Annotated in this window: 24 protein-coding genes and 1 other RNA gene; 8 read left to right on the plus strand and 17 right to left on the minus strand. The window is 71.1% G+C overall.

Going from position 1 to position 26,247, the window contains the following annotated elements:
- From VJ976_RS06600 to infC, 7 genes are all read right to left on the minus strand, one after another.
- On the minus strand, positions 1-595 hold a 595-nt coding region (locus VJ976_RS06600), incomplete at its 3' end, for an SDR family NAD(P)-dependent oxidoreductase (protein WP_324099322.1).
- 27 nt (positions 596-622) lie between these two features.
- Positions 623-3,217: a phenylalanine--tRNA ligase subunit beta gene (gene pheT / locus VJ976_RS06605; protein ID WP_324099323.1), complete on the minus strand. Its 2,595-nt coding sequence runs from the start codon at positions 3,215-3,217 to the stop codon at positions 623-625.
- Positions 3,217-4,272: a phenylalanine--tRNA ligase subunit alpha gene (gene pheS / locus VJ976_RS06610; protein ID WP_414693582.1), complete on the minus strand. Its 1,056-nt coding sequence runs from the start codon at positions 4,270-4,272 to the stop codon at positions 3,217-3,219. The genes pheT and pheS overlap by 1 nt, the downstream gene beginning before the upstream one ends.
- A gap of 138 nt (positions 4,273-4,410) precedes the next feature.
- A complete protein-coding gene (locus VJ976_RS06615) occupies positions 4,411-5,220 on the minus strand; it encodes an RNA methyltransferase (protein WP_324099325.1) in 810 nt (269 codons plus the stop codon).
- Positions 5,221-5,277: 57 nt separating this feature from the next.
- On the minus strand, positions 5,278-5,670 hold the full coding sequence (gene rplT / locus VJ976_RS06620; protein ID WP_324099326.1) for a 50S ribosomal protein L20: 393 nt from the start codon (positions 5,668-5,670) through the stop codon (positions 5,278-5,280).
- A gap of 56 nt (positions 5,671-5,726) precedes the next feature.
- Complete coding sequence (gene rpmI / locus VJ976_RS06625; protein WP_324099327.1) at positions 5,727-5,921, minus strand: 50S ribosomal protein L35; 195 nt, start codon at positions 5,919-5,921, stop codon at positions 5,727-5,729.
- Positions 5,922-6,008: 87 nt separating this feature from the next.
- Positions 6,009-6,554 carry a translation initiation factor IF-3 gene (gene infC, locus VJ976_RS06630; protein WP_414693581.1) on the minus strand — a complete coding sequence of 182 codons (546 nt, stop codon included), beginning with the start codon at positions 6,552-6,554 and terminating at the stop codon, positions 6,009-6,011.
- A gap of 422 nt (positions 6,555-6,976) precedes the next feature.
- Between infC and VJ976_RS06635 the strand changes: the two genes are divergently transcribed.
- Positions 6,977-8,542 (plus strand): catalase, encoded by a 1,566-nt coding sequence (locus VJ976_RS06635; RefSeq protein WP_324099328.1) that lies wholly within the window; start codon positions 6,977-6,979, stop codon positions 8,540-8,542.
- 92 nt (positions 8,543-8,634) lie between these two features.
- Here the strand turns inward: VJ976_RS06635 and VJ976_RS06640 are convergent, their stop codons facing one another.
- The 5 genes from VJ976_RS06640 to glnA are packed head-to-tail and all read right to left on the minus strand — an operon-like array spanning position 8,635 to position 15,048.
- Positions 8,635-9,354 carry an SseB family protein gene (locus tag VJ976_RS06640; protein ID WP_324099329.1) on the minus strand — a complete coding sequence of 240 codons (720 nt, stop codon included), beginning with the start codon at positions 9,352-9,354 and terminating at the stop codon, positions 8,635-8,637.
- A complete protein-coding gene (locus VJ976_RS06645) occupies positions 9,347-10,057 on the minus strand; it encodes a HisA/HisF-related TIM barrel protein (protein ID WP_324099330.1) in 711 nt (236 codons plus the stop codon). The genes VJ976_RS06640 and VJ976_RS06645 overlap by 8 nt, the downstream gene beginning before the upstream one ends.
- 11 nt (positions 10,058-10,068) lie before the next feature.
- On the minus strand, positions 10,069-10,704 hold the full coding sequence (locus VJ976_RS06650; protein ID WP_324099331.1) for a hypothetical protein: 636 nt from the start codon (positions 10,702-10,704) through the stop codon (positions 10,069-10,071).
- 10 nt (positions 10,705-10,714) lie between these two features.
- On the minus strand, positions 10,715-13,714 hold the full coding sequence (locus VJ976_RS06655; RefSeq protein WP_324099332.1) for a bifunctional [glutamine synthetase] adenylyltransferase/[glutamine synthetase]-adenylyl-L-tyrosine phosphorylase: 3,000 nt from the start codon (positions 13,712-13,714) through the stop codon (positions 10,715-10,717).
- A complete protein-coding gene (gene glnA / locus VJ976_RS06660; RefSeq protein ID WP_324099333.1) occupies positions 13,711-15,048 on the minus strand; it encodes a type I glutamate--ammonia ligase in 1,338 nt (445 codons plus the stop codon). Before glnA ends, VJ976_RS06655 begins: the two co-directional genes overlap by 4 nt.
- Before the next feature lie 48 nt (positions 15,049-15,096).
- Between glnA and VJ976_RS06665 the strand changes: the two genes are divergently transcribed.
- Positions 15,097-17,145 carry an NAD(+) synthase gene (locus VJ976_RS06665; protein WP_324099334.1) on the plus strand — a complete coding sequence of 683 codons (2,049 nt, stop codon included), beginning with the start codon at positions 15,097-15,099 and terminating at the stop codon, positions 17,143-17,145.
- Positions 17,146-17,326: 181 nt separating this feature from the next.
- Here the strand turns inward: VJ976_RS06665 and VJ976_RS06670 are convergent, their stop codons facing one another.
- The gene (locus VJ976_RS06670; RefSeq protein WP_324099335.1) at positions 17,327-17,668 is read right to left on the minus strand and encodes an MGMT family protein; all 342 of its coding nucleotides are present in this window, start codon (positions 17,666-17,668) and stop codon (positions 17,327-17,329) included.
- Positions 17,669-17,825: 157 nt separating this feature from the next.
- On the opposite strand from VJ976_RS06670, the gene VJ976_RS06675 reads away from it, so the two are divergent.
- A complete protein-coding gene (locus VJ976_RS06675) occupies positions 17,826-18,827 on the plus strand; it encodes a TIGR03557 family F420-dependent LLM class oxidoreductase (RefSeq protein ID WP_324099337.1) in 1,002 nt (333 codons plus the stop codon).
- Entirely contained in the window at positions 18,824-19,492 is a 669-nt protein-coding gene (locus tag VJ976_RS06680; protein WP_324099338.1) for a class I SAM-dependent methyltransferase, read from the plus strand. Before VJ976_RS06675 ends, VJ976_RS06680 begins: the two co-directional genes overlap by 4 nt.
- Here VJ976_RS06680 and VJ976_RS06685 read toward each other — a convergent pair.
- The gene (locus tag VJ976_RS06685) at positions 19,489-19,689 is read right to left on the minus strand and encodes a methionine aminopeptidase (RefSeq protein ID WP_324099339.1); all 201 of its coding nucleotides are present in this window, start codon (positions 19,687-19,689) and stop codon (positions 19,489-19,491) included. The two genes, VJ976_RS06680 and VJ976_RS06685, sit on opposite strands and share 4 nt — an antisense overlap.
- A gap of 54 nt (positions 19,690-19,743) precedes the next feature.
- On the opposite strand from VJ976_RS06685, the gene map reads away from it, so the two are divergent.
- The 3 genes from map to VJ976_RS06700 all read left to right on the plus strand — a co-directional run bounded on the left by map (position 19,744) and on the right by VJ976_RS06700 (position 22,498).
- Positions 19,744-20,604, plus strand: a complete 861-nt coding sequence (gene map, locus VJ976_RS06690) for a type I methionyl aminopeptidase (protein ID WP_324099340.1) — start codon at positions 19,744-19,746, stop codon at positions 20,602-20,604.
- 33 nt (positions 20,605-20,637) lie between these two features.
- Positions 20,638-21,402 carry a polyphosphate--glucose phosphotransferase gene (gene ppgK / locus VJ976_RS06695; protein ID WP_324099341.1) on the plus strand — a complete coding sequence of 255 codons (765 nt, stop codon included), beginning with the start codon at positions 20,638-20,640 and terminating at the stop codon, positions 21,400-21,402.
- Between the two features lie 154 nt (positions 21,403-21,556).
- Positions 21,557-22,498: a type IV toxin-antitoxin system AbiEi family antitoxin domain-containing protein gene (locus tag VJ976_RS06700; RefSeq protein WP_324099342.1), complete on the plus strand. Its 942-nt coding sequence runs from the start codon at positions 21,557-21,559 to the stop codon at positions 22,496-22,498.
- Positions 22,499-22,593: 95 nt separating this feature from the next.
- Here VJ976_RS06700 and VJ976_RS06705 read toward each other — a convergent pair whose 3' ends face one another.
- Positions 22,594-24,051 carry a GuaB1 family IMP dehydrogenase-related protein gene (locus tag VJ976_RS06705; RefSeq protein WP_324099343.1) on the minus strand — a complete coding sequence of 486 codons (1,458 nt, stop codon included), beginning with the start codon at positions 24,049-24,051 and terminating at the stop codon, positions 22,594-22,596.
- A gap of 73 nt (positions 24,052-24,124) precedes the next feature.
- Here VJ976_RS06705 and VJ976_RS06710 point away from each other — a divergent pair, with 73 nt between their 5' ends.
- Entirely contained in the window at positions 24,125-24,814 is a 690-nt protein-coding gene (locus VJ976_RS06710; RefSeq protein ID WP_324099344.1) for an MBL fold metallo-hydrolase, read from the plus strand.
- Here VJ976_RS06710 and VJ976_RS06715 read toward each other — a convergent pair.
- Together VJ976_RS06715 and rnpB are read right to left on the minus strand one after the other, a co-directional pair.
- On the minus strand, positions 24,811-25,899 hold the full coding sequence (locus VJ976_RS06715) for a VIT1/CCC1 transporter family protein (protein ID WP_324099345.1): 1,089 nt from the start codon (positions 25,897-25,899) through the stop codon (positions 24,811-24,813). The genes VJ976_RS06710 and VJ976_RS06715 overlap by 4 nt on opposite strands.
- 123 nt (positions 25,900-26,022) lie before the next feature.
- An RNA gene (rnpB, locus tag VJ976_RS06720) (RNase P RNA component class A) lies at positions 26,023-26,247 on the minus strand; the annotation flags it as partial.

Raw genomic sequence — 26,247 nt, forward strand, 5'->3', positions numbered from 1 at the left:
GGGCCTCCATCGACTCGGTCATCTCGGTCCGCACCACCCCCGGCGCGAGGTCGAAGGCCAGCACCCCGTGCTCGGCCCCCGCCGCGGCGGTGCCACCGGTGATGCGGCCCAGCGCCGACTTCGAGGCCGAGTAGGCAGTCATCAGCGGGCTGTCCTTGGTGCCCGTCCCGGAGTTCAGGTTGATGACGCGCACTCCGGTGCCCAGCATGGCCCGGGTCACCGCACGCGTGGTCAGGAACGGCCCGCGCACGTTCGTCTCGACCACCTGCCACCACTCGTCGGCGTCGGCCTCCCAGATCGGCACCTCGGTCTCGATCAGGCCTGCGCTGTTCACCAGGACGTCGATGTGACCCCACTGCTGCATGACCTCGGCGACCGCTGCGTCGACCGCCGCCTCCTGCGTGACGTCGCAGCCGATGGCCAGCGCCTGGGCTCCGTGGCTGCGCACCGTCTCGGCAGACTGCTCCAATGACTCTCGACGCCGAGCCAGCACGGCTACGGCGTACCCGTGCTCGGCTAGGGCCTCGGCGCACACCGCGCCGATACCCCGCGATGCTCCCGTCACCATGGCTACCCGTTCCGGGCGTGCGGTCATCGTGTGCTCCTCACTCGTCGTGGGCGTTCAACGTTGCTGCGCGCCATGGTCCTCGCGCGCCTGGCGGACAGCGGCGTCCCGGGCCCGGTTCACCTCGTCGGTGCGCAGCGTGCGGTCCGGCGCGCGGAAGACCAGCCGAAAGGCGAGTGACTTCTCCGTCGCCGCGACCTGCTCTCCTTGGTACACGTCGAACAGGGCGATGCTCTCCAGCAGGGCACCGGCCCCCTGGCGCAGGGAGGCCTCCACGGCCGCGTTGGGCACCGCGCGGGGCAGGCTGAGGGCCACATCCGAGGTGGCCGCCGGGTGTACCGACAGCGCTCGGGCCTGCACCCGGTCCGTGCTGAGCGCCGCGACCACGTCGAGGTCGATCTCGGCGGCGACCGTACGCTCGGGCAGCCCCAGCCGGGCGACCACCTTGGGATGCAGCTCACCGGCCCACCCCAGGACCAGCCGCGGGGCCGTCGTGTCCGGCGCCGCCCGTCCCTCCGCCTCCAGCCGGACGCAACGGCCGGGGTGCCAGGGCAGGTGCTCATCGGCGACCGCGGTCACCCCGCCCACCCCGGCTGCCTCGGCCACCGAGCGAGCCCAGGCCACGGCGTCGCTCGCATGGACGGCACGTCCGTGGCCCCACCACCCCCGCCGCTCGATGGCTCCACCGGCCACGATGGCCACGTGCCAGGACTGGTGGGGCACCGCGGCGTAGATCTGCTCCAAGGTGGCCTCGTCCGGTCGCGAGCCCGTACCCGGCGTCGGCGCGGTCGCGTGGCCCCGCTCGCGCGCCACGGTGTCCACCTCGAACACGCCGACGTCCCGCGCGCCTCGGGCCACGTTGCGCCGCAGCGCCTCGACGAGGGTCTGCACGATCTCCGTGCGCATCAGCGGCGCCTCGTCGGACAGGGGGTTGGCCAGCCTCACAGCGCGAGCTCGCGGGTCGCTCGCCTCCAGCCCCAGCGCGGTGAACCGTTCGGCGCCCAGGAACGGGTAGGTCAGGACCTCGGCCAGGCCCTGCCCGGCCAGCGCGGTGGCCACCGCACGGCGCACTCGCTGCGGGTGGCTGAGCCCGCGACCGCCCGGGGCCGCCGGTACGACGGACCCGATCTTGTCGTAGCCGTCGATCCGGGCGACCTCCTCCACGAGCGTGGTGGAGTCGGTCAGGTCGGGGCGCCAGGACGGGGGCGTCACGTCCAGCCTGGGCTCGGGGCTCTGCGCGCCCTCAGCAGAGCCGGCCCGAGATGCCTGCACCCTGCAGCCGATCTCGGTCAGGATCTCGACCACACGGGCCTGTGAGTAGTCCACGCCCACGTAGCGAGCCGGCAGGGTGGGGTCCAGCCCGATCACCGGGCCGGGCGCGCGCTGGTCCAGGTCCGTTGATCCGTCCTCGAGCCTCCCGCCACCGAGACGCACCAGCAGATCCGCCGCCAGCTGCGCGGCGGCACCGGCGATATCGGGGTCCACTCCTCGTTCGAAGCGCTTGGACGCCTCACTGGGCAGGCGATGACGCCGCGCCGTGCGTCCCACGGTGCGTGGGTCGAAGTGGGCCGACTCGAGCAGGACGGCGCTGGTAGCGGGGCCGACCTCGCTCATCTCTCCCCCCATCACCCCGGCCAGCGCAAGCGGCCCGGCTGAGTCCGCGATGAGCAGGTCCTCCGGGTCCAGCACCCGGCTGACTCCGTCCAACGTCGTCAGCGACTCCCCCGCCCGCGCCCGGCGCACGACGATCGGCTCGGTCAGCGTCGAGCGGTCGAAGGCGTGCAGCGGCTGACCGGTGGCCAGCATGATGTAGTTGGTGACGTCGACGACGAGCGAGATCGGGCGCATGCCGGCGGCGGTCAAGCGGCGCTGCATCCAGACCGGAGTGGGAGCGTGCAGGTCCAGGTCACGGACCACCCGCGCCACGTAGCGGTCGCAGCCGGGGACGTCCGCGAGCGGGGCCTCGTCCTCGATCCGCACTCCGAACCCCTCGCCCGTTCCCGCGACCGGGGGCTGCACGGCCGCGGCGACCGGGTCGGTGAAGGACGCTGCCGTGGCGTGGGAGTACTCCCGGGCGACGCCGCGCATCGAGAAGCAGTAGCCACGGTCCGGCGTGACGTTGATCTCGACGGTCTCGGCGTCCAGACCCAGCCGGCCGATCAGGTCGTCCCCGGGCTCGGGCCTCACGCCGGTGTCGTCGAGGTAGTCCTCCAGCACGAGGATTCCGTCGCTGTCCTGGCTCAGCCCCAGCTCGCTGGCCGAGCAGATCATGCCGGCGCTCAGGTGGCCGTAGGTCTTGCGGGCCTCGACCTGCATGCCCCCGGGCAGCACACCGCCGGGCAGGATCACCGCGACCATCTGCCCCACGGCCACGTTGGGCGCCCCGCAGACGATGCCCTGAGGGGTGCCGTCGCTGACCCGCTGGCCGTGCTGGCCCACATCGACCTGGCACCAGCTGACGACCTTGCCGTTCTTCTGCGGCTCCGCGACGACCTCCAGGACGCGTCCGGCGACCAGCGGGCCCGCAAGGTCACCACCGTGCAGCCCCTCCTCCTCCAGACCCACAGTGACCAGGTCGGCGGCCACCTGCTGACCCGTCGTCCCCGGCGGCAGGTCGACGTACTCGGCCAGCCAGTCCAGCGGCACCAGCATCAGATCTCCATCCCGAACTGCGCCGCGAAGCGGACGTCGCCCTCGATCATCTCGCGCATGTCGGCCACACCGTGGCGGATCATGAGCGAGCGCTCCACGCCCATCCCGAAGGCGAAGCCCTGGTACTCCTCGGGGTCGACACCGGTCGCCCGCAGGACGTTCTGGTTGACCATCCCGCAACCTCCCCACTCGATCCACCCGGTCCCCTTGCAGGTGCGGCACGCCGGGTCGCTGCCGTCACAGATGAAACAGCGCACGTCCATCTCGGCGCTGGGCTCGGTGAACGGGAAGAACGAGGGCCGCAACCGAGTGACGATCCCGTCGCCGAACAGGGATCCAGCGAGGCGGTCCAGCGTTCCTCGCAGATGCGCCATCGTCAGCCCGCGGTCCACCGCGAGGCCCTCCATCTGGTGGAAGACCGGGGTATGCGTGGCGTCGAGCTCATCGGTGCGGAAGGTCTTGCCGGGTGCGGCCACATACAGCGGCGCACCCCGCTCGAGCAGGCAGCGCGCCTGCACCGGGGAGGTGTGGGTGCGCAGGACGAGTCCGGCGTCCGCGGGGTCGACGAAGAAGGTGTCCTGCATCGCCCGCGCCGGATGGTCGGCGTCGAAGTTCAGGGCGTCGAAGTTGAACCACTCGGCCTCGATCTGCGGCCCCTCGGCGATCTCCCATCCCATCGCCACCATGACGTCGGCCATCCGCTCGCACATCAGGGTCAGCGGGTGCCTGCGGCCGAGAGGACGAGCACCGGGCACTGCAGTGAGGTCGATGGCCTCTTCGATCAGGATGCGCTCGTCCCGCGCGGCCTCCAGCTCGGCGGTACGCGCGGCCAGGGCGGAGCCCACCTGGGCCCGCGCCTGCCCGACGAGCTTGCCGGCTGCGGCCTTCTCCGACGGGGCCAGCGAGCCGATCAGGCGGTTGGCCCCGGCCAGCGGTGAGCGGTCGGCCACGTGCTCCAGGCGCACCTGCTTCAGCTCCTCCAGCGACGCTGCCGCGGCAATGGCCGCCACGGCCTCGCTCAGGTGAGCCTCGATCGTCGCCGGCTCCAGGCTGATCCCGGGGGCGTGGTCATCGCGGGCAGGGGGGACGGACACGCGCGACAGTCTAGGCAGGGTCCCGCTGCCGCCTCGACGTCTCACCCCGGGCGTCCCCTCCGGCGCGGCGAGGAAGGTCGTGTGGACCGCCGCGGACAGTCAGCCCGCGCCGCGAGCCATCGAGGAAGCATGCAGGCAGACGGTGGCCGCCATAGCCAGGTTCAGCGACTCCGCATGGCCGACGATCGGGACCGACACAGCCTCATCGCAGGCAGCCTGGACATCCTCGGGCAGTCCCCACGCCTCGTTCCCGAGCAGCCAAGCATGCGGCCCGGAGAGATCGGCCTGCGGCAGGGACGTCGGGCCGCTGCCGTCGGCGGCCCAGAGAGCGACGCCGGCCTCGCGCAGCAGGTCGATGATCTCCTGCACCTCAGTGCCCACACTGACCGGGAGGTGGAACAGCGAGCCGGCGGTGGACCTGACCACCTTGGGGTTGTACACGTCGACGCTCTCACTGGAGATGAGCACGGCGGCAGCACCGAACGCGTCCGCTGCGCGAATCACGGTTCCGGCGTTGCCAGGGTCCCGTACGTGGCTCAGCACCACCACGAACCCGTCGCCGATCGCGCCTACTGCCGACTGGGCGGTGACATCGACCGGACGGGCCACCGCCAGCACGCCTTGTGGGTGCGCCGCCTCGCCCATCACCTCGAGCACCTGGTCGGTGCACTCGTACAGCGGCACACCGTGCTCGTGACCGAGCCGCGCCAGGTCCGGGTGCGCTGCCCACGCGTCCGCGGTGAGGTAGGCCTCGAGGACCTCGGAGCCCGCGTACGACATCAGCTCCCGCACGGCGTGCGGTCCCTCGACGACGAAGCGGCCTCGTCGGGCTCGTACGGCCCGGCGGCGCAGCGAGGCGACACCGCGCACCCGCTCGCTACGGGGGTTCGTCAGCAGGGCGACGCGCATGTGCTCACCGCTCACTGCGCTGGCCGGGGACGGACGGACCCGCTCGCCCGGGACCGCTCAGGCGGCGTCAGTCGCGGCCTTGGACTGAGCCGCGGTACCCAGATGGGTGCGCGCCAGCTCGACGAGGGCGGCGAAGGCAGTGGGGTCGTTGACGGCGAGATCGGCCAGCATCCGGCGGTCGACCTCGACCTCGGCGGCCTTCAGCCCCTGGATGAAGCGGTTGTAGGTCAGACCGTGAGCGCGAGCCCCGGCGTTGATCCGCTGGATCCACAGCCGGCGGAAGTCGCCCTTGCGCTTGCGGCGGTCCCGGTAGCTGTAGACCAGGGAGTGGGTGACCTGCTCCTTGGCCTTGCGGTACAGCCGCGACCGCTGCCCGCGGTATCCGCTGGCGCGGTCGAGGACGACTCGGCGCTTCTTGTGGGCGTTGATCGCCCGCTTCACGCGTGCCACGTGAGTACTCCTTGTATGTCAGTGATGCTCGAGGTACGGGTTCGCGGTCGCCTCGCTCAGCGACCGAGCAGCTTCTTCGCCTTCTTCACGTCCGCCGGGGCTACCGGGACGTCGTTGGCCAGCCGCCGGGCGGCGGCCGAGGAGCGCTCCTGGAACTTGTGGACGTGGCGCGCCCGCTGGCGCATGACCTTGCCCGAGCCAGTGACCCTGAGGCGCTTCTTCGCGCCACTGTGCGTCTTCATCTTCGGCATGTGTCGTTCTCCTTCATCGATCGCGCGACCGGGTCGCGCTTCGTCGTGGGCGCCCGGCTGCCAAGCCGGCGTAGGGGTAGGGCTGTATCAGCTCGCCGAGGCCTGCTGCTCGTCGGCGGCGGCTCCGGAACCCCGGCCGGCACTCTCGCGCTTCTTCTCCTGACGGACCGCGGCCTTCTTCTTGGAGGGCCCCAGCACCATGACCATGTTGCGGCCGTCCTGCTTCGGTGCGCTCTCCACGAAGCCCAGGTCGCTGACGTCCTCGGCCAGGCGCTGCAGCAGCCGGAAACCCAGCTCGGGGCGCGACTGCTCCCGACCCCGGAACATGATGGTCACCTTCACCTTGTCGCCGCCGTTGAGGAAGCGGACCACGTGGCCCTTCTTGGTGCCGTAGTCGTGCGCGTCGATCTTCGGACGGAGCTTGATCTCCTTGATCACCGTGTTGACCTGGTTCTTGCGCGACTCGCGCGCCTTCATGGCGGCCTCGTACTTGTACTTGCCGTAGTCCATGAGCTTGGCCACGGGCGGCCGCGCCATGGGGGCCACCTCGACGAGGTCCAAGTCGGCCTCGGCGGCCAGCCGCAGCGCGTCCTCGACACGCACGATCCCGACCTGTTCACCATTGGGGCCCACGAGTCGCACTTCCGGGACCCGGATGCGGTCGTTGATGCGAGGTTCGCTGATGTTGACGCTCCTTCGTTGTGTCGATGCCCTCCGCCCGGCACGAGAAAGGCCTCTCGTGACCGGGTGCACGAGAGGCCTGAGCGCCGGTCCCGCCACCGGGGTGACGCGCCCTCCGTGGGGAGGGCTGGACCAGGGACCCTGGACCCGGCGACCTGGTTGGCGGTCGTCGCGGGTGGAAGCCGAGGCCTCTCTTCACCATCGTCCGGCGCGATGAACCGCACTGACGTACGTGTGTACGGTGCACAGGACATCTCACCGACGATGAGTCGTACCCGAGCATAACAGCCTCGAGCTCATGCCCAGCCTCGTCGGCGCTCCACCTCGACAGAGGCGAGGTGGAGAACGCGTGCCGGACATGATCCCCTGGGTGCATGAGCACTTCACCGCGCACCCAGGGGTCGCCGAGCATCGAGCCGATCCAGTCCACCGAGTCCGCCACCGGGTCCACCACGGACACCGGTGCGCCGGCCACCAGCGACCGCAACAGCCTGACGGTCGGCGCCGACGGGCCCATCCTGCTGCACGACACCCACTTCCTGAACCAGATGGCACACTTCAACCGGGAGCGCGTGCCGGAGCGCAACGTGCACGCCAAGGGGGGCGGGGCCTTCGGGGTGTTCCGCACCACGCACGACGTGTCGGCCTACACCAAGGCCGCCCTCTTCCAGCCGGGGGTCGAGACCGAGATGCTCGCCCGGTTCAGCACCGTGGCCGGGGAGCAGGGCTCACCGGACACCTGGCGCGACCCTCGCGGCTTCGCGCTGAAGTTCTACACCTCCGAGGGCAACTACGATCTGGTGGGCAACAACACGCCCGTCTTCTTCATCCGGGACACGATGAAGTTCCCCCACTTCATCCGGTCGCAGAAGCGCCGCGGGGCCAACGGGCTGCGGGACAACCACATGCAGTGGGACTTCTGGAGCCTCAACCCGGAGTCGGCGCACCAGGTGACCTACCTCATGGGTGAACGCGGCATCCCGCGCTCGTGGCGGGAGATGAACGGCTACGGCTCGCACACCTTCATGTGGGTCAACGAGGCCGGCGAGAAGCACTGGGTGAAGTACCACTTCCACTCCGACCAGGGAGTCCACGGGCTGACCGGCGAGGAGGCCACGCGCATCGCCGGGGAGGACGCGGACTTCCACCGGCGCGACCTGTACAACGCGATCGCCGACGGGGAGTACCCGAGCTGGACGCTGTACGTGCAGGTGATGCCGTACGAGGACGCGAGGGCCTACCGCATCAACCCCTTCGACCTCACGAAGGTGTGGCCGCACTCGGACTACCCGCTGGTCCAGGTCGGCACGATGACGCTGAACCGCAACGTCGAGAACTTCTTCGCCGAGATCGAGCAGGCCGCCTTCGAGCCCTCCGCGCTCGTGCCCGGCATCGGCTTCTCACCCGACAAGATGCTGCTCGGCCGGGCGTTCGCCTACTCCGACACACACCGGTATCGGATCGGGCCGAACTATCAGCAGCTGCCCGTCAACCAGGCCAAGAACGTGTCCGAGCAGAACACGTACACCTTCGACGGTCCGATGGCCTACCACCACTCCGGCGACGCGGCCGTGTACGCGCCCAACAGCCAGGGCCGGGGCTTCTCCGACCTCACCGGTGAGGTCGACGAGTCCTGGGAGTCCGACGGCGCCATGGTGCGGCAGGCCTATACCCTGCGCTCCGACGACGACGACTTCAGCCAACCGGGAGCGATGGTTCGCGAGGTCTGGGACGACGCCCAGCGCGCCGCCTTCGTCGAGACGGTCGCCGGACACCTGTTGGGCGGGGTGACCGGTGAGGTGCTCGAGCGTGCCTTCGGCTACTGGAAGAGTGTGGACGAGGACACGGGCGCCCGGATCGAGGCGATGGTGCGGGCCGAGGTGGGCGCGGCCAACCCCGGCGGTGAGGATGACATCGCCCGGGTGGAGGCCACCTCCTGACCCACCCCTGCTCTGCCCACCCCCAGCCAGCTAGCACCACCTCCAGCGTCGAGTTCGCGGCTGGAAGACGAACTCGACGCTGGGGGTCACGGTCAGGCAGTCCTCAGGCGAAAGCGCATCGAGTCGATGCGCGCCCGCACGTCCTCGTCGCTGGCCACTCGCTCCCCCACGCGCCGCACGAGCTCGTCCACCTCGTCTCGATCGAGCCCGGCTGTCACGGCGAGCTCGACCAACAGGGCGCCGTGCTCACCGGGCCTGGCGCACGCCGCAGCAACGTTCGGCTCTCCGGTGACGGCCGACTCCACCGCAGCCCGCACCAGTGGCTCCTGGTAGGCAGGTCGCCACTGCCGAGCCTGCGCGAGCGCCCACATCATCGAACCCCGCAGGGTGACCGACCGCGGTGAACCCGGATCCAGCACCAGCAGCGCGCAGCCCTCCTGCACGGCCGCCACCGCCGCCCGCTGCGCCGACACGGGCACAGGACGAGCCCTCCCGTCCCAGTCGCCCATAGCGGACACACTGCTGAACATCGGAAGCGCCCGCTGCCCGTCGGGCGCGGTCAGGGTCACCGCGGCCATGTCGCTGGAGGCTTGGGCCCCGGGCATGGCGACGATCGGCACCAGCAGTCGGGCGCGGGCCACGGCCGCGACCAGCTCGGCCTCCTCCTGCGGCCGCGCCACCGCGGCTATGAGTGCGGGGTCGGCGCCGCCCGCGTCCTGGTCCGGCATACCGGCGGGCAGGGTGCGACCCCGCCAGGGCGTGCCGGCCGTGTCACCCCGTCCCGGGTCGTGCGAGGCGAACCGCTCAGACATCGCCCTGGACCGTCCGCAGCGCGTCGGCCAGCGTGAACCGTCCGTGGTGCAAGGCCGATCCGAGCACCACCGCCCACACCCCCTGCTCCTCCAGAGGCGTCAAGGCCCGCAGATCCGCCAACGAGGACACCCCACCGGAGAGCACCACCCGGGCTTGGGGCACGTGCCGCCGTAGCCGCTCGACCGCGCGGGTCAGCACGCCGACGTCCACCCCGGCTCGGGTGCCGTCCCGCCGGGCATCGGCGACGAGAAACTCGCGCGCCCCGGTGGAGGCCACCCGCGAGACGACCTCCTCGAGCGCTCCCAGGGCGACGCCGCTGCCCCGGGCCACCACCTGATCGCCCTGCACGTCGAGGCCCACGACCACCCGCGGTCCATGGGCGGCCACCAGGGACTCGACCAGGACAAGGTCAGTGACGGCCGTGCTGGCCAGGTTCACCCGGGAGGCCGGGGTCGCCAGCGCCGAGGAGGCCGTCTCGGCGTCGTCGATCCCGCCCGAGAGCTGGACCGGCACCGTGGAAGCGGTGACGAGCCTGCGGATGAGCGCATGATTGTCACCACGGCGGAAGGCACGGTCCAGGTCGACGAGGTGCATCCAGCTCGCCCCACCCTTCACCCAGCCCGCCGCGACCGCGTGGGGGTCATCCAGCGCACCGGGCGGACCCTGGGTGGCGCGGCCGCCCGCCACGTCCACGGCGGGCATCAGAGTGAGGCTCACCCGCGCAGACCCAGCTCGCGACGCAGCGCCACGGCGTGCTTGACCGCGTCCTCGAAGAACTCGACCTGCCGGTCGTCGGGTTCGTGGCGCGTGCTCCGCGGCCAGGTATCGGCCACGGCCGGGTCGAGCAGCACGTCCGCCCCCGGCAGACCCAGCACGGTCACCACGGCGCTGAGCAGCCGCGGGGGCGTGTGGTGACGCTCACCGAGCATCTCGACCAGCTCGGAGCGGCTCCCGCCTCCCGCCGCGGCGAGCACCTGCTGCGGAGTGGCGATGTCGACGCCCGGCGGCCGGATGACCCCTTGTTCGGGGTCCCAGACGACCCAGCGGATCCGGCGTCGCCACGTTCGGGCCTGGACGGTGATCACCGCGCGGTCCTCGATCACCCAGAAGCCGATGGCGGGGGCGACCTTGGCCGGCGCCGGCCGCGCCGCACAGAGGGTGGCCGCGTCGTCGTAGGGCGCGCCCACCGCGGAGGACCCTCGGGGCACCACCGCGGTGTGCGCGCCGCGACGCGCCACGAGCAGCGGCACGACGCTCTTGGCGGCCCAGTCGTTCACCTCGCGCGCTCGGCCCCGGCACAGCCAGAGCCCCAGGGGGCCGGTGCCGGGCGTCGCGGGAGGCAGGTTCACGGGCGCCAGTCTAGGAACGACGCGGTCCCGGTCGGCGCGGCGACGCCCGGATCGGCTGGCCCTCGCCGTAGAAGAGGCGCTCGACCACCGACCGGCACTGGCGCGCCGTCTGCCGCCATTTCTGCGCCAAGCCGGCTCCCGACCCCCGCGGCCGCCCGAGAATCCTGGAGATCCCCTCCGCATCCCGGTGGTCGCTGGGGACCGACTCCACCGGACGGCCCCGCCAGAGCACTCCGGCATCTCGCAGCCGCGATCCGAGCGTCCAGGCCGCGGCGAGCGAGCGTTCGTCGGCGGGGCTGAGCAGCTCGGCCGAGACTGCCTGCTGCAGCGCCTCCACCGTGCTGGTGGTGCGCAGACCGGGCACGCGGTGCGCATGCTGGAGCTGCATCGTCTGAGCCACCCACTCGACATCGGTCAGGCCGCCCAGCCCCAGCTTGAAATGGGTGCGCGGGTCGGCACCCTTGGGCAGGCGCTCGGCCTCCATGCGAGCCTTCAGCTTGCGGATCGCACGCATCCCCTGCTCGTCCAGGCCGGCGGCAGGCCAGCGCAACGGGTCCACCATCCTCGTGAAGTCGGCGGCCAGTGACTCCTCCCCGGCGACCACCCGGGCACGCAGCAGCGCCTGCGCCTCCCAACCCGCCGACCAGCGCTCGTAGTAGGCGCGGTAGGACTCGATGCTGCGGACCAGCGGACCCGAGCGCCCCTCGGGGCGCAGGTCGGCGTCGAGCTCCAGTGTCGGGTCCGGGCCGTGCCCGGACAGGCCCTTGCGCATGTCGGCGACGATCTGGGCGGCGATCTGGCCCGCCTGACGCTCCTGCTCGTCCTCCGGGTCGCCCTCTCGCGCCCGGTAGCAGTACATGACGTCCGCATCGCTGGCGTAGCCCAGCTCTCGTCCGCCCAGGCGTCCCATCCCGACCACGATCATCTCGACGGCGTCGCCACCGTCGCGCCGGGCCACGTTCAGCGCTGCGGACAGGTAGGCGTCGGTCAGGTCGGTCAGTGCCTCCCGCGTCCGAGTCGGCGACAGGTCTCCGACCAGGTCGGCCAGCACAAGTCGTACCAGCTCCTTGGCCCGGACGGCACGAATGGCGTGGTAGGCATCGCCGGCGTGCTCCTGGCGCTGCTCGGCGGCGCTGAAGCGGCCGTCGAGGGCCTCCCGCCCCGGCGGTGCGAGGTCGGCCGGGTTGCCCAGCAGGGCGACCGACTCCGGCGAGCGGAGCAGAAGGTCCACCGCATAGCGGCTGCTGGACAGGATCGTCGCCAGACGCTGGGCGGCGCTACCCTCGTCGCGCAGCATGGCCAGGTACCAGTGCGTCGTCCCGAGCGCGTCGCTGATCTGGCGGAACGCGAGCAACCCGGCATCCGGGTCGGCACCGTCGGCGAACCAGCTCAGCATCACGGGCAGCAGGGTGCGCTGGATGGTGGCCCGCCGGCTGACGCCCTCGGTCAACGACTCCAGGTGCCGCAGCGCCCCCGGTGGGTCGCGGAAGCCCAACGCCGACAGGCGGTCGCGAGCCGCCTCCGGGGACAGCCGCAGACTGTCGCTGCTCAGGCGGGCCACCGCGGCCAGCAGCGGCCGGTAGAACAGGCGCTCGTGCAGCCGGCGCACCTCCCGCTGCTGAGCCCGCCAGCGCTGAACGATCGCGCCCTCGGCGTCGGAGTGCTCTCCGAGCGAGCGTCCCAGGCGGCGCAGCTCGTCCTGACTGTCGGGCATCATGTGGTTTCGACGCAGCTTGTGCAGCTGGATCCGGTGCTCCAGCGAACGCAACAGGCGATAGGCCTGGTCCAGCGCGGCGGCGTCCTCGCGCCCCACGTAGGCCCCGTCCCGCAAGGCCGCCAGCGCCTCCAGCGTCGTCCCGGACCGCACGCTGGAGTCCGCTCGGCCGTGCACCATCTGCAGCAGCTGGACACTGAACTCGATGTCGCGCAGTCCCCCGGCCCCCAGCTTGAGCTGCCGGTCGGAGCGGGCGGCAGGCACGCTCTCCTCCACGCGGCGTCGCATCGCCCGCACGTCGTCGACGAACCCCTCGCGGCTGCCGGCGTCCCAGACCAGGGGCTGGACCACGTCCAGCCACTCCTGCCCCAGCTCGGCGTCACCGGCGATGACCCTCGCCTTGAGCAGGGCCTGGAACTCCCAGCTCTGCGCCCAGCGCTCGTAGTACTCGCGGTGCGAGACCATGCTTCGCACCAGCGGCCCGTTCTTGCCCTCCGGCCGCAGCGCTGCGTCGACCGGCCAGAGGGAGCCCTCCGCGGTGGCCTCACCGCAGATGCGCATCAGCGTGCTGGCGATCCGCCCCGCCACCCGCATCGCCTCCTCCTCGTCCGCGCCGTCGACCGGAGCAGCCAGGAAGATGACGTCGACATCGGAGATGTAGTTCAGCTCGCGTCCGCCGCACTTGCCCATGCCGACGACCGTCACCCGCGCCTGCTCCTGGTCCTCGACCTCCGCACGCGCCAACCACAGTGCCGCCTCCACGGCCGCCCCGGCCAGGTCGGCCAGGGCCGACGCCACCTCGGGCATGATCTGCAGCGGATCCTGCGCCGACAGGTCGGTCGCGGCGATCCGCACCACCTGCTGGCGGTAGGCCACCCGGAGCGCCTCCGCTCCCTCTCGCCCACTCAGCCCACGCACCGACTCCACCACGGCCTCCGGCCGGGCTCGGTTCGGATCCGCGGCGTCGTCGAGGTGCTCAGGGTGCTTGACCAGGTGGTCCGACAACGCTGTGCTCGCGCCGAGCACCCGCAGGACCCGGTCACGCTGCGGGCCGGGGTGGAGCATCAGCGTCGCGGCGTCCCGGCTCTTCTCCACCAAGCGCACGACGGCCAGCGCCGCCGCGTCGGGGTCGGCCACGGCGCCCAGGTCGCCCACCAGAGCCGGGACGTCCAGCTCTGCGGACCGCTGACCGAGCAGGGCGACCACGTCCGCGATGACCCGAGCCGACCGGGAGGTGCGGGTGAACCCGGCCCGGGCCAGGTCTGCCGGCGAGACGTCACCGGGAGGTGCGCTCACAGCCGCACCAGGTATCGATCCAGCTCGAAGGAGGTGACCTGCTGTCGGTAGTCCGACCACTCCTGCCATTTGTTGCGCAGGAAGAAGTCGAACACCTGCTCGCCGAGCACCTCGGGCAGCAGCTCGCTGTTCTCCATGAGGGCCACGGCCTCCCCGAGCGACTGGGGCAGCGGGTCGATGCCCATCGCGCGGCGTTCCCCGTCCGTCAGGCTCCAGACGTCGTCCTCGGCCTCGTCGGGCAGCTCGTACTCCTCCCGGATGCCTTTGAGCCCGGCCGCGAGCACCACGGCGTACGTCAGGTAGGGGTTGCACGCCGCATCGATGGAGCGGATCTCGACCCGGCGGCTGTGTCCCTTGCCGATCGAGTACATCGGCACGCGCACCAGTGCGCTGCGGTTGTTGTGCCCCCAGCACACGTACGCCGGTGCCTCCCCGCCGCCCCAGATCCGCTTGTAGGAGTTGACCCACTGGTTGCTCACCGCGCTGATCTCGCGGGCGTGGGCGAGCACTCCGGCGGTGAACCGGCGACCGGTCGAGGACAGCTCGTAGTCGGCCGTGGGTTCGTAGAAGGCGTTGTTGTCCCCCTCGAAGAGCGACATGTGGGTATGCATCCCCGAGCCCGGCTGACCCGCGAGCGGCTTGGGCATGAAGCTGGCCAGGGCACCGTGCTGCAGTGCGACCTCGCGGACGACGGTGCGGAAGGTCATGATGTTGTCCGCCATCGACAGCGCGTCGGCATATCGCAGGTCGATCTCGTTCTGTCCCGGGCCACCCTCGTGATGGCTGAACTCCACCGAGATGCCCATCTGCTCGAGCATGCTGATGGCAGCTCGGCGGAAGTCGTGGCCGTCGCCCCGGGCCACGTGGTCGAAGTATCCGGCGTTGTCCACCGGGACCGGGGCGCTGCCGGGTTCGTACGGCTCTTTGAAGAGGTAGAACTCGATCTCGGGGTGGGTGTAGAAGGTGAACCCTTCCTCCGATGCCTTGTCGAGCGTGCGCCGGAGCACGTAGCGCGAGTCGGTCATCGCAGGCGAGCCGTCCGGCATCCTGATATCGGCGAACATGCGTGCCGTGCCGGGGTTGTCGCCCCGCCACGGCAGCACCTGGAACGTGCTGGCGTCGGGCTGGACGACCATGTCGGCCTCGTAGACGCGGGTGAACCCCTCGATCGCGCTGCCGTCGAAGCCGATGCCCTCGCTGAAGGCCTGCTCCAGCTCAGCCGGCGCCACCGCCACCGACTTGAGGGCACCGAGGATGTCGGTGAACCACAACCTCACGAAGCGGATGTCGCGTTCCTCGATCGTGCGCAGCACGTACTCCTGCTGACGGTCCATGACCTCATCCTGCCGCATCGGCTCCCGGCTGCCTGACAGACTGCGAGGGTGGAGTTCTTCAGTGCCTACGACCAGGGCTTCGCCCGAGTGGCCACCTGCACCCTGCAGGTCGCCGTCGCCGACCCGGCCACGAACGCCGACCGGGTCGTGGAGCAGGCACAGCAGTGCGCGCAGGACGGCGTCGCCGTGGCGGTGTTTCCCGAGCTGGCCCTGAGCGGGTACGCGATCGAGGACCTGCTGCTGCAGGACGCCCTGTTGCACGCCGTTCACGAGGGTCTGAGCACGGTGGTGCAGGCCAGCGCGGACCTGCTCCCCGTGCTCGTGGTGGGGGCTCCCCTGCGCCAGGGCAACCGCCTGTACAACTGCGCCGTGGTCGTGCACCGGGGGGCGGTGCTCGGCGTGGCGCCCAAGTCGTACCTGCCGAACTACCGGGAGTTCTACGAGAAGCGCCACTTCGCCTCGGGCGCCGACCGGCACGGGCACAGCATCGACGTGGCCGGACAGCGGGTGCCGTTCGGGCCGGACCTGCTCTTCGCCGCGACCGACGTCCCCGGCCTGGTGCTCCACGTCGAGGTGTGCGAGGACCTCTGGGTGCCGATCTCCCCCAGCGCGCCGGCGACGCTGGCCGGCGCGAGCCTCGTGGCCAACCTGTCCGGGAGCCCCGTCAACATCGGCAAGGCCCGCGAGCGGCAGGGCCTGTGCGCCGATGCGAGCTCGCGGCTGACGTGCGCCTACGCCTACGCGGCTGCCGGGCTGGGCGAGTCGACCACCGACCTGTCGTGGGACGGGCAGACGATGATCCACGAGCTCGGCGAGCTTCTGGCCGAGTCCGAGCGCTTCCCGAGCGGCCCACGGCGCGCGGTAGCCGACATCGACCTGGACCGGATCCGGCAGAACCGGCTGCGCAACGGCTCCTTCGACGACAACCGCGCCGCGCACCACGAGCTCGCCGCCCGGTTCCGGACGACTGCCTTCACTGTGGAGCCGCCGCGGCGCGACATCGGACTGCGCCGCGAGGTGAGCCGGTTCCCGTTCGTGCCGAACGACGCGGACCAGCTGGCGCTCGACTGCTTCGAGGCCTGCAGCATCCAGGTCGCCGGCCTGGAGCAGCGGCTCTCCGCGATCGGCGACCCGGCGGTGGTGATCGGGGTCTCCGGAGGGCTCGACTCGACGCACGCGCTGATCGTGGCCGCCCACGCGATGGACCGGCTCGGTCGGCCTCGCAGCGACATCCTGGCCTACACCCTCCCCGGCTTCGCCACCTCGGAGCACACCAAGGCCAACGCCACCGCGTTGAGCCGGTCACTCGGGGTGAGCTTCGCGGAGATCGACATCACCCCGGCGGCACGACAGCTGCTCGAGGACCTGGACCACCCGTACGCTCACGGCGATCTGGTGTACGACGTCACCTTCGAGAACGTGCAGGCAGGCCTCAGGACCGACTATCTGTTCCGCCTGGCCGGGGCCCGCGGCGGCATCGTGCTGGGCACGGGCGATCTGTCCGAGCTCGCGCTCGGCTGGTGCACCTACGGGGTGGGGGACCACATGTCGCACTACTCGGTGAACCCGGGGGTGCCCAAGACGCTGGTCCAGCACCTGATCCGGTGGGTGATCTCCTCGGCCATGTTCGACGACGAGGTCGGTGAGGTGCTGCAGTCCATCCTGGACACAGAGATCACCCCGGAGCTGGTGCCCGCCGACGGGGCGGAGCCGCAGAGCACGCAAGCGCAGATCGGCCCGTACGAGCTGCAGGACTTCCACCTGCACTACGTCTTGCGACACGGCTTCGCGCCGAGCAAGATCGCCTTCCTCGCCTGGCACGCCTGGCACGACGTCGAGGCGGGCGGGTGGCCGCCGAACTTCCCCGACGACGAGCGACGCGCCTACGACCTGCCGGAGATCCGCCGTTGGCTGGAGGTCTTCGTGCGGCGGTTCTTCGGGTTCAGCCAGTTCAAGCGCTCGGCCCTGCCGAACGGGCCGAAGGTCTCCACCGGGGGCGCGGTCTCGCCGCGAGGCGACTGGCGCGCGCCCTCGGACGGCAATGCCGAGGCGTGGCTGGCCGACCTCGAGGCCCACGTCCCGCACCGGTCCCCCTAGCCCCCTTCGCCGCCACCCCCAGCCAGAAAGGGTCATCTCGGGCGTCGAATTCGCGGCTCGAAGTCAGGGCGGGGGCTGGGGGTCGCGGTGACGGGCCTGACCGAGGCGGTCCTGGCGCCGAGTCGACCTGCCGCGTCCGAACGCGCACCTCCGTGCGCGCCCCCGCCCACGCTCCCCGCAACTAGCGATCGGGAAGGTCGCTCACAGCCGACTCGTACGCCGTGGCCAGCGCTGGGAGGTCGGCCCGGAACCGCGCCATCTGGCACCCGCGTCCGCTGGGCCTGACCGTGATGCCCTCGTCCACCCAGTGCGGCCGCGCTCGCGCGATCAGCCCCCCACCGGGATCCCCCTGCGCGTTGACCACCCGCCACCACGGCACACCGGAACCGAACACCTGCAGGACGCGTCCGACATAGCGCGGGCCGACCCCGACGATCTCTGCGATATCACCGTACGAGGCCACCCGTCCCGGTGGGATGCGCTCCACCACCCGCAAGACTCTCTCGACGAGCAGGTCGTCCACACCGGCAGGGTACCGAGCCGCGTCGGGTCCGGGATGCCCCTCTGCCACCCGTGCTGTCGCTGGGATCGCGACCCCCAGCCCCCACCTCGACCGCGAGCCGCACGTTCGACGCTGGAGGTCATGATTCCTGGCTGGGGGTGGGGAATAGGCTGGGATGATGGGCGGCTTGACGATCGGCTACGCGGCGATGCTCGAGCAGTTCCACCCTCGAGAGGCGGTCGAGCTCACCGAGTACGCCGAGGCCCGTGGGTTCTCCGGCTGCATGGCTGCCGACCACTTCCAGCCCTGGGTCCCCGAGCAGGGGCAGTCCGCCTTCGTGTGGAACGTGCTGGCTGCGGTCGGCGAGCGCACCACCGGCGACCTGGGCCCAGGGGTGGTGTGCCCCAGCTTCCGCATGCACCCTGCGCTGGTGGCCCAGGCGGCGGCGACCCTGGAGGCGATGAACCCCGGGCGCAGCTGGCTGGGGGTCGGAGCCGGCGAGGCCCTCAACGAGCACGTCCTGGGCGGCTACTGGCCCGAGGCCGGCGCGCGCTCGCGACGCATGTTCGAGGCCATCGGGCTGATCAACCAGCTCTACGAAGCGAGTGCCGCCGGGAAGGACACCAAGCACGCCGGCGAGTTCTTCGCCATGGAGACCACGCGGATCTGGACCATGCCGGACCAGCCACCTCCGATCCTGGTGGCCACCGCCGGACCGGTCAACGCCAAGAAGACCGGTCGGCTGGCGGACGGCATCATCACCGTCGGGGCCCCACTGGAGAAGATCGAGGGCCTCTTCGAGCGCTTTGTCTCGGGGGCGCGCGAGGCGGGCAAGGACCCGGACACGATGCCCAAGGTGCTGCAGGTCCATCTGTCGTGGGCGCCGACCGAGGAGGAGGCGTTGAGCAACGCGATGACCCAGTGGCCGAACGGCGGGATGAAGTTCGCCAAGGCCGACATCCGCTCCCCACACGATTTCGCCGCGATGGCCCAGCTCGTGCGCCCCGAGGACTTCGAGGGTCGCATGGTCATCTCTGCCGACCCGGACGTGCACCGGCGCCACCTGCAGCGGTACGCCGACCTCGGCTTCGACCGGATCTACCTGCACAACGTGGGCCGCAACCAGCGCGAGTGGATCGACGTCTTCGCCGAGCAGGTGCTCCCCCGGCTGCGCCGATGACCAGCCGCTGGCAGCACCTGTCCAGCGACGAGACGGTGCGGGACTACGACCACGTCGTAGCGCAGCGCCTGGCTGAGGTGCGCCAGGCCGGCGGGAGCGCGCACGCAGAGGCCGACCTGGTGGCGTCGCTGGGTTCCGAAGGGGGAACGGTGCTGGACGCGGGCTGTGGGACCGGCCGCGTCGCCTGGCGGCTGGCCCAGATGGGCTACGCGGTCACCGGCGTGGACAGCGACGCGCGGATGCTGAGCCGGGCGCGCGCGGCTCAGGTAGTCGACACTGACTTACCCGCTCCCACGCGCGAGCCGGTCTTCGTCGAGGCCGATCTCACCTCCTACCGAGAGGGAACGGCCGACATCGACGTGGTGATCGCGGCCGGGAACGTCGTGCCGCTCCTGGCCCCAGGTACGCTCACCGACGCCGTGCGAGCCCTGAGCTCGCAGCTACGACCGGGCGGCCTGCTCATCTGGGGCTTCGGGCTCCATGAGCACAGCCTGCCGTCCGGCTGCCCGATCACCCCGATCGAGGAGGTCGAGGTCGCCGTCGAGGCGGCAGGGCTACACCGGCTGCACCGCTGGGGCACGTGGGACCGCGAGCCGTTCAGCGGCGGGTACGTGGTGGAGGTGCACGCCAGGTCGGGCCCCAGCGCTGCCGACGCGCACCCCTAGTCCCGGTCCTCAGGGGGGCCGTTCTCCCACGTGTCGTCCTCGGCCTCCCACTGCTCGTTGCGCGCCTGGGCCTTCTCCAGGGCCGCTGCGGCTTCGTCGTGACTGTCGTAGGGCCCCAGCAGGTTCGCGCTGCGGGCGCGCTTGGGGTCGTCGTGGGCCTCGACCGACTTGGTGTCGACGTTGAACCAGTACTGCATGTCGCCCTCGCTTTCCTCTCGAACGGCCGCGCACCGACCTCTAGACTCCACCGTATGCCGACCGCGCCCACCCTGCTCCGTCCTGGCCGGGTCGCTCCCCGGCGCACGGTGCCCGCCCACATCGTCCGGCCGGAGTATGTCGGACGGCCGGCACCCACGATCGCCCCGGCCTCCGAGGTCAAGGACGAGGAGACCATCGAGGCCATGCGGGTCGCCGGAGCGCTCGCGGCGCAGGCCTTGGTGGAGTGCGGCCGCGCGGTCGCCCCCGGGGTGAGCACCGACGAGATCGACCGGGTCGGGCACGAGTTCCTGCTGGACCACGACGCCTACCCGTCGACGCTGGGCTACCGGGGCTTCCCGAAGTCGCTGTGCACCTCGGTCAACGAGGTGATCTGTCACGGGATCCCCGACGACCGCCGGCTCGAGGACGGCGACATCTGCAACGTCGACATCACCGCATACGTCCGAGGCGTCCACGGTGACACCAACGCCACCTTCGAGGTCGGCTCGGTCGATGAGGAGTCCCGGCTGCTCATCGAGCGGACCGAGGAGGCGCTGCACCGGGCGATCAAGGCGGCCAAGCCCGGCCGCGCGGTCAACGTGATCGGCCGCGTCATCGAGTCGTACGCGCGTCGCTTCGGCTACGGGGTCGTGCGGGACTACACCGGCCACGGGATCGGGCAGGCCTTCCACTCGGGTCTGGTCATCCCACACTACGACGCGCCCGAGCACGACGTGCTGATCGAAGAAGGGATGACGTTCACCATCGAGCCGATGCTCAACCTCGGCACGCCCGACTGGCACGAGTGGGACGACGGGTGGACGATCGTGACCGCAGATGGACGCCGCTCGGCGCAGTTCGAGCACACGCTGCTGATCACGCGCGACGGCGCCGAGATCCTCACCATGCCCTGACCTGGGCGTGAACCACCTACCCAAGGAGTGAGCATGGCCAAAGACCACGTGCTGGGCATCGACATCGGCGGCAGCGGCATCAAGGGGGCGCCGGTGGACCTCAAGGCCGGCGAGTTCGCGACCGACCGCAAGCGCATCGACACTCCCGAGGACTCGACCCCCGACGCGGTCGCCGAGGTCGTCGCCAAGATCGCCGACAAGTTCTCCGACGACATCGGCAAGAAGTCGCCGATCGGCATCACGATCCCCTCGGTGGTCCATCACGGCACGGTGCGCAGCGCGGCCAACATCGACACGTCCTGGATCGGGACGGACGCGGAGTCGTTGTTCGCCGATGCGGTGGGGCGCAACGTCATCGTCATCAACGACGCCGACGCCGCCGGAGCGGCGGAGATGCACTACGGCGCCGGCCAGGGCAACGACGGCACCGTGCTGGTGACGACCTTGGGCACCGGGATCGGCACGGCGCTGTTCCTCGGGGGTGAGCTGATCCCCAACTCCGAGCTGGGGCATCTGCAGCTCGACGAGCACGAGGACGTCGAGACCTGGGCGGCCAACAGCGCGCGCAAGGACGAGGACCTGTCCTGGGAGGACTGGGCCGCCAGGTTGCAGCGGTACTACAGCCATGTGGAGGACCTGCTCTGGCCGGATCTCATCATCGTCGGGGGCGGGGTGTCCAAGAAGGCCGAGAAGTATCTGCCCCTGCTCCACCTGCGGGCGCCCATCGTGCCGGCACACCTGCTCAACGACGCCGGCATCATCGGAGCGGCCTGGTTGGCCAGCCACCACCGCAGCTGACCACGGCTCCTTCCCGCACCCCCAGCCGGATCGTTCGTCTTCAAGCGCCGAGTTCGGCGCTCGAAGACAGGTTCGGCGCTGGGGGTCGACTCGGGGCGTCGCGGCCTGTGGACGACCCGGACGCCGTCTCAGAGCAGAGGGCATGCTGCCCTGCATGGACCCCGCGCTGCACGCCTGGCTCCGCGACCACGAGGGCATCGTGACCTCGGCCGACGCTGCCTCGCTCGGGCTCTCGAACGGCGACCTGTGCGCTGCCGCCGCTCGTGGCGAGCTGGAACGGGTCACTCGTGGCAGCTACGTCCTCCGCGACCGGTTGACCGCCGGGGACCCCGAGCAGCGTCATCGGCTGCGGCTCGCGGCGGTGCTCCGGCGCCAGCCGAGCCACCTCGTCGCCTCACACTCCAGCGCGGCGCTGGTCTGGGACCTCCCGGTCAGCTACGCCCATCTCGACCGTGTACACGTGGCGCGCGCCATCGCCCGGGGCACGACCCGCCGCTACCCACGGCATACCCTGCACGAGGGCTACGCAGAGGGCACGGCCACGGTCAGGGACGGGACGCCGGTCGTCATCGCGCCGCTGGCCGTGCTGGGCACCGCGTTCCTGTACGGGATGCGAGCGGGTGTGCTGGTCGCCGACGCCGCCCTACGCAGCCGCGTGACGACATCCGACGAGCTTTGCGTATGGATGGAACGGCTCACACGGACCCCCGGCATGATGCGTGCCCGCGCCGCCGTCGAACGCTCGCACGCCAGCGCCGAGTCACCCGGGGAGTCTCGCCTGCGGCTGACTCTGGAGGACCTGGGGCTGCGTGCGCTGCCGCAGTTCACCATTCTCGACGAGGCGGGCTGCTTTGTGGCTCGCGTCGACTTCTACCTCCCTGAATGCGGCGTGGTCGTCGAGTTCGACGGTCATACGAAGTACGGCGGCACGCAAGGCGGTGCCGCGCTGGTCGCGGAGAAGCAGCGGGAAGACCGCATCCGCGCGCTCGGGTACGCCGTGGTGCGGCTCACGTCATCGGATGTCGACGAGCCAAGTCGGGTCGGTCGGATGGTCCGGCGCGCCGCCTCGGGCCTCGGGGGCCCGCGCCCCGCCTGACTGCTGCACTGGCTGCACCCCCAGCCCTGAACTCGACCTCCAGCGTCGAGCTTGTGGCTCGAGGTCACACTTTCTGGCTGGGGGTGCGGAGAGGGTCACCAGGAAGTGTGGCGCGGACGCCCTTCGTCGTACCCCGCCGCCCCCTGGATGCCGACCACCACCGACTCGTGGAAGGACGGGATGTCGTGCGCCCCGGCGTAGGTGAAGGCGCTGCGCACCCCGGAGATGATCTGGTCGATGACGTCCTCGACGCCACCCCGGGCGGGGTCGAGGTACATCTTCGAGGAGGAGATTCCCTCCTCGAAGAGGGCCGAGCGCGCCCGGTCGAAGGGCGAGGCATCCCGCGTCCGCTGACGGACCGCCCGGGCCGAGGCCATGCCGAAGCTCTCCTTGTACAGCGCACCGTCAGCGTCGCGCATCAGGTCGCCGGGCGACTCGTGCGTCCCGGCGAACCACGAGCCCACCATCACCGAGGCCGCCCCCGCGGCCAGCCCCAGGGCGACGTCCCGCGGGTACTTCACCCCTCCGTCGGCCCACACGTCGGCGCCCGCCTCGCGGGCGGCCTGCGCACACTCCAGGACCGCCGAGAACTGCGGCCGGCCCACCCCGGTCATCATGCGCGTGGTGCACATGGCGCCGGGCCCGACCCCCACCTTGACGATGTCCGCCCCCGCCTCGACGAGGTCGAGCACCCCGGTCGCCGCGACCACGTTGCCGGCGACCACAGGCACCCTCCGCCCGGTCTGAGCGGCGGTGCGTTCGCGCTCGGCCACGACTCGCGGGAGAATCTCGACCATCTTGTCCTGGTGACCGTGCGCGGTGTCGACGACCAGGACGTCGACCTGGGAGTCCAGCAGTGCCCGGGCCTTCGCCTCGATGTCCCCGTTGATACCGATCGCCGCCCCGACCAGCAGGCGTCCGCGGTCGTCCACCGCTGGTGTGTAGATCGAAGAGCGGACCAGCCCGGTGCGCGTCAGCACCCCGAGCATCTCCCCGTCCTGCACCACCGGCGCCAGGTCGAGATGAGCCGCTTCCAGCGCGGCGAAGGAGGACCGGGCGTCGGCGTCCGGTTCGATCACCACGGTGAGCTCGCTCATCACGTCGTGCACCTGACTGAAGCGGTCGACATCGATGCAGTCGCGTTCGGTGACGATGCCGATGGGACGACGTCCCTCGACCACCATGGCCGCGTGGTGCGCCCGCTTGCCCATCAGCGACAGAACCTCGGCCACGGGCGAATCCGCGGCGATGGTGATCGGGGTCTCGTAGAAGGGATGGGAGCGCTTCACCGCGGCGACACTGCGGCCGATCATCTCCGCCGGGACGTCCTGCGGCAGGATGGCGATCCCGCCGCGCCGTGCGACCGTCTCCGCCATCCGCCGACCGGAGACCGCGGTCATGTTGGCGACCACCAGCGGGATCGTGGTGCCCACCGAGTCCGACGTGTGCAGGTCGACGTCGAGGCGGGAGGCCACCCCCGAGCGCACGGGCACCATGAAGACGTCGTGGTACGTCAGGTCATGGGGGGGACGAACGCCGTTGAGGAACCGCACGACCGGCAATCCTACGCAGCCCTTCCCGGCCCGACCCCCTGCGAGGCGGTGAGGCCCGTCGTACCGTGGGCCCATGCGCCTCACCCACCTGGGACATGCCTGCCTGCTGCTGGAGGTGGCTGGGCAGCGCCTGCTCATCGACCCCGGCGCGTTCTCCCACGTCGACGGCGCGGGTGACCTCGACGCGATTCTCGTCACCCACGTGCATCCGGACCACCTCGACAGTGCCGCGGTCGCGACGCTGCTCTCAGCCAGCCCGAAGGCTCGGGTGTGGGCCGAGGGGCAGGCCGCAGACGAGCTGACCAGCGCCGAGCCCTCAGTCAGCGACCGGACGCACACGATGCAGGCCGGGGACGCACTCGAGCTCGGCGCCGTCACGGTGACGCCCGTGGGTGAGCGGCACGCGCTGATCCTGGAGGACCTGCCCCGGCCCGACAACGTCGGACTCGTCGTGACGGCCGATGGGGAGCCGACGCTGTTCCATCCCGGCGACGCGCTGGACGCCGAGCACGAGCTGCTGGATGACATCGACCTGTTGTGCGTACCGGTCAGTGCGCCGTGGGGCGACGTCAAGGATGTCGTGCACTTCGTCCGGCGGGTCGAGCCCGGCCGCGTGATCCCGATCCACGACGGCCTGTTGAACGACGCAGGGCGCTCCTTGTACCTCGGTCACATCGGCAACTTCGGCCGTGAGGGCGGCGTGGAGGTGCTCGACCTGCGCGGGGCAGGAGCCGTCGAGGTCTGGGCCGGCAGGCGCGACTAGGCGACGCCGGACGCGCCGAAGGCCAGGCCGAGCAGGTAGGTGACGCCCGCCGCCCCGTAGCCGATCATCAGCTGACGCAGTCCGCGGGAGAGGAGCGAGGCCCCGGACAGCAGGCCCACCACGGCTCCCGTCGTCATCAACGACAGCCCGACGAGAACGATGGCCAGCATGAGGCCCAGGCCGGGGCCTGCGCCGAGCAGGTAGGGCAGGATCGGCACCAACGCGCCGCTGGAGAAGAAGCAGAAGCTGGACAGCGCCGCTCCCCAAGGACTGCCCACGGCCCGGTAGTCGGCTTCAGGGGTCACGTCCTCCAAGCCGGGGCCCTCGCCCTCGTCACGGGAGCCCGCGACGATCCGGTTCGCTTCGGCCTGCGCCGTCTCGGGGCTCTCCCCCCGAGCACGGAACACGAGGGCGAGCTCGTTCACGTCCATGTCGAGGTCGCCGTAGCGCCGAGCCACCTCCTCTCCCGGGGCCGACGCCTCGAGCAGCTCGCGCGCCGAACGCACCGAGATGTACTCACCGGCGCCCATCGACATGGCACCGGCGAGCAGACCCGCCGTCCCTGCGGCCAGCACCACGGGACCGGACACACCGGTGGCACTCATCCCGGCGACCAGCGCGAGGTTGGACACCAAGCCGTCGTTGGCGCCGAAGACCCCGGCTCGGAAGTTGCCGGACAGCCGCTCCCGGCCGCGGGCCGCAAGCGCCCGCAGCACCTCCACGTGCACGGCCTCGTCCGCTGCCAGCTGCGCCGGAGCAGCCGGCTCGTTCACGTACGCCGAGCGCGCCTCCGAGCGCTGCAGCAGGATCAGCACCACGTCGCTGGCAGCCGTCCCGGCCAGCCAGTCCAACAGGCGGAACTTCAGCTTCCGCGACGGTTCCGACGGGGTCGCTGCGTCCAGCAGCCCCGCCCAGTGCTCGGCGTGACGCTCTTCGGCGTCCGCGAGCTCGCGCAGGACCTCGGCGTCCCTCTTCTCCCCGGTGGAGTCGGACAGTCGCCGCAACACCCCGGCCACAGCCCGCTCATCCGCGAAGTGGCGTTTCCAACGGCTGATCTCCCCCGATGTCGGTGTCTCGACACTCATGCCGCCACGATAGGAAGGATCGCGGACAGCTGCCAGGAAGCCCAGCCTGTCCTGGCCCACCTTGCGACACTGGCGGCGGCGCGACGCACCGGGCCAGCCTCCGCCGGGCCCGGGCGAGCCGGGTGGATGAGTCGGCCGGTACGCCGGGTCCTGTCTCGCCGCACCATTGCTGGCGTTGCGACGAGGGCGGCCATCCATCTCGGACGACTGTTGCCAGCCGTCTCCAGCGACCTACCCGCACACCTCGGGCGAGCAGCCCTCGACCGTGTGCTGTCTGGTCTTGCTCCCGGTGGGGTTTACCGAGCCGCGCCAGTCACCTGGCGCGCTGGTGGTCTCTTACACCACCGT

This window comes from Ornithinimicrobium sp. (assembly GCF_035267225.1).
Lineage (GTDB): Bacteria > Actinomycetota > Actinomycetes > Actinomycetales > Dermatophilaceae > Ornithinicoccus.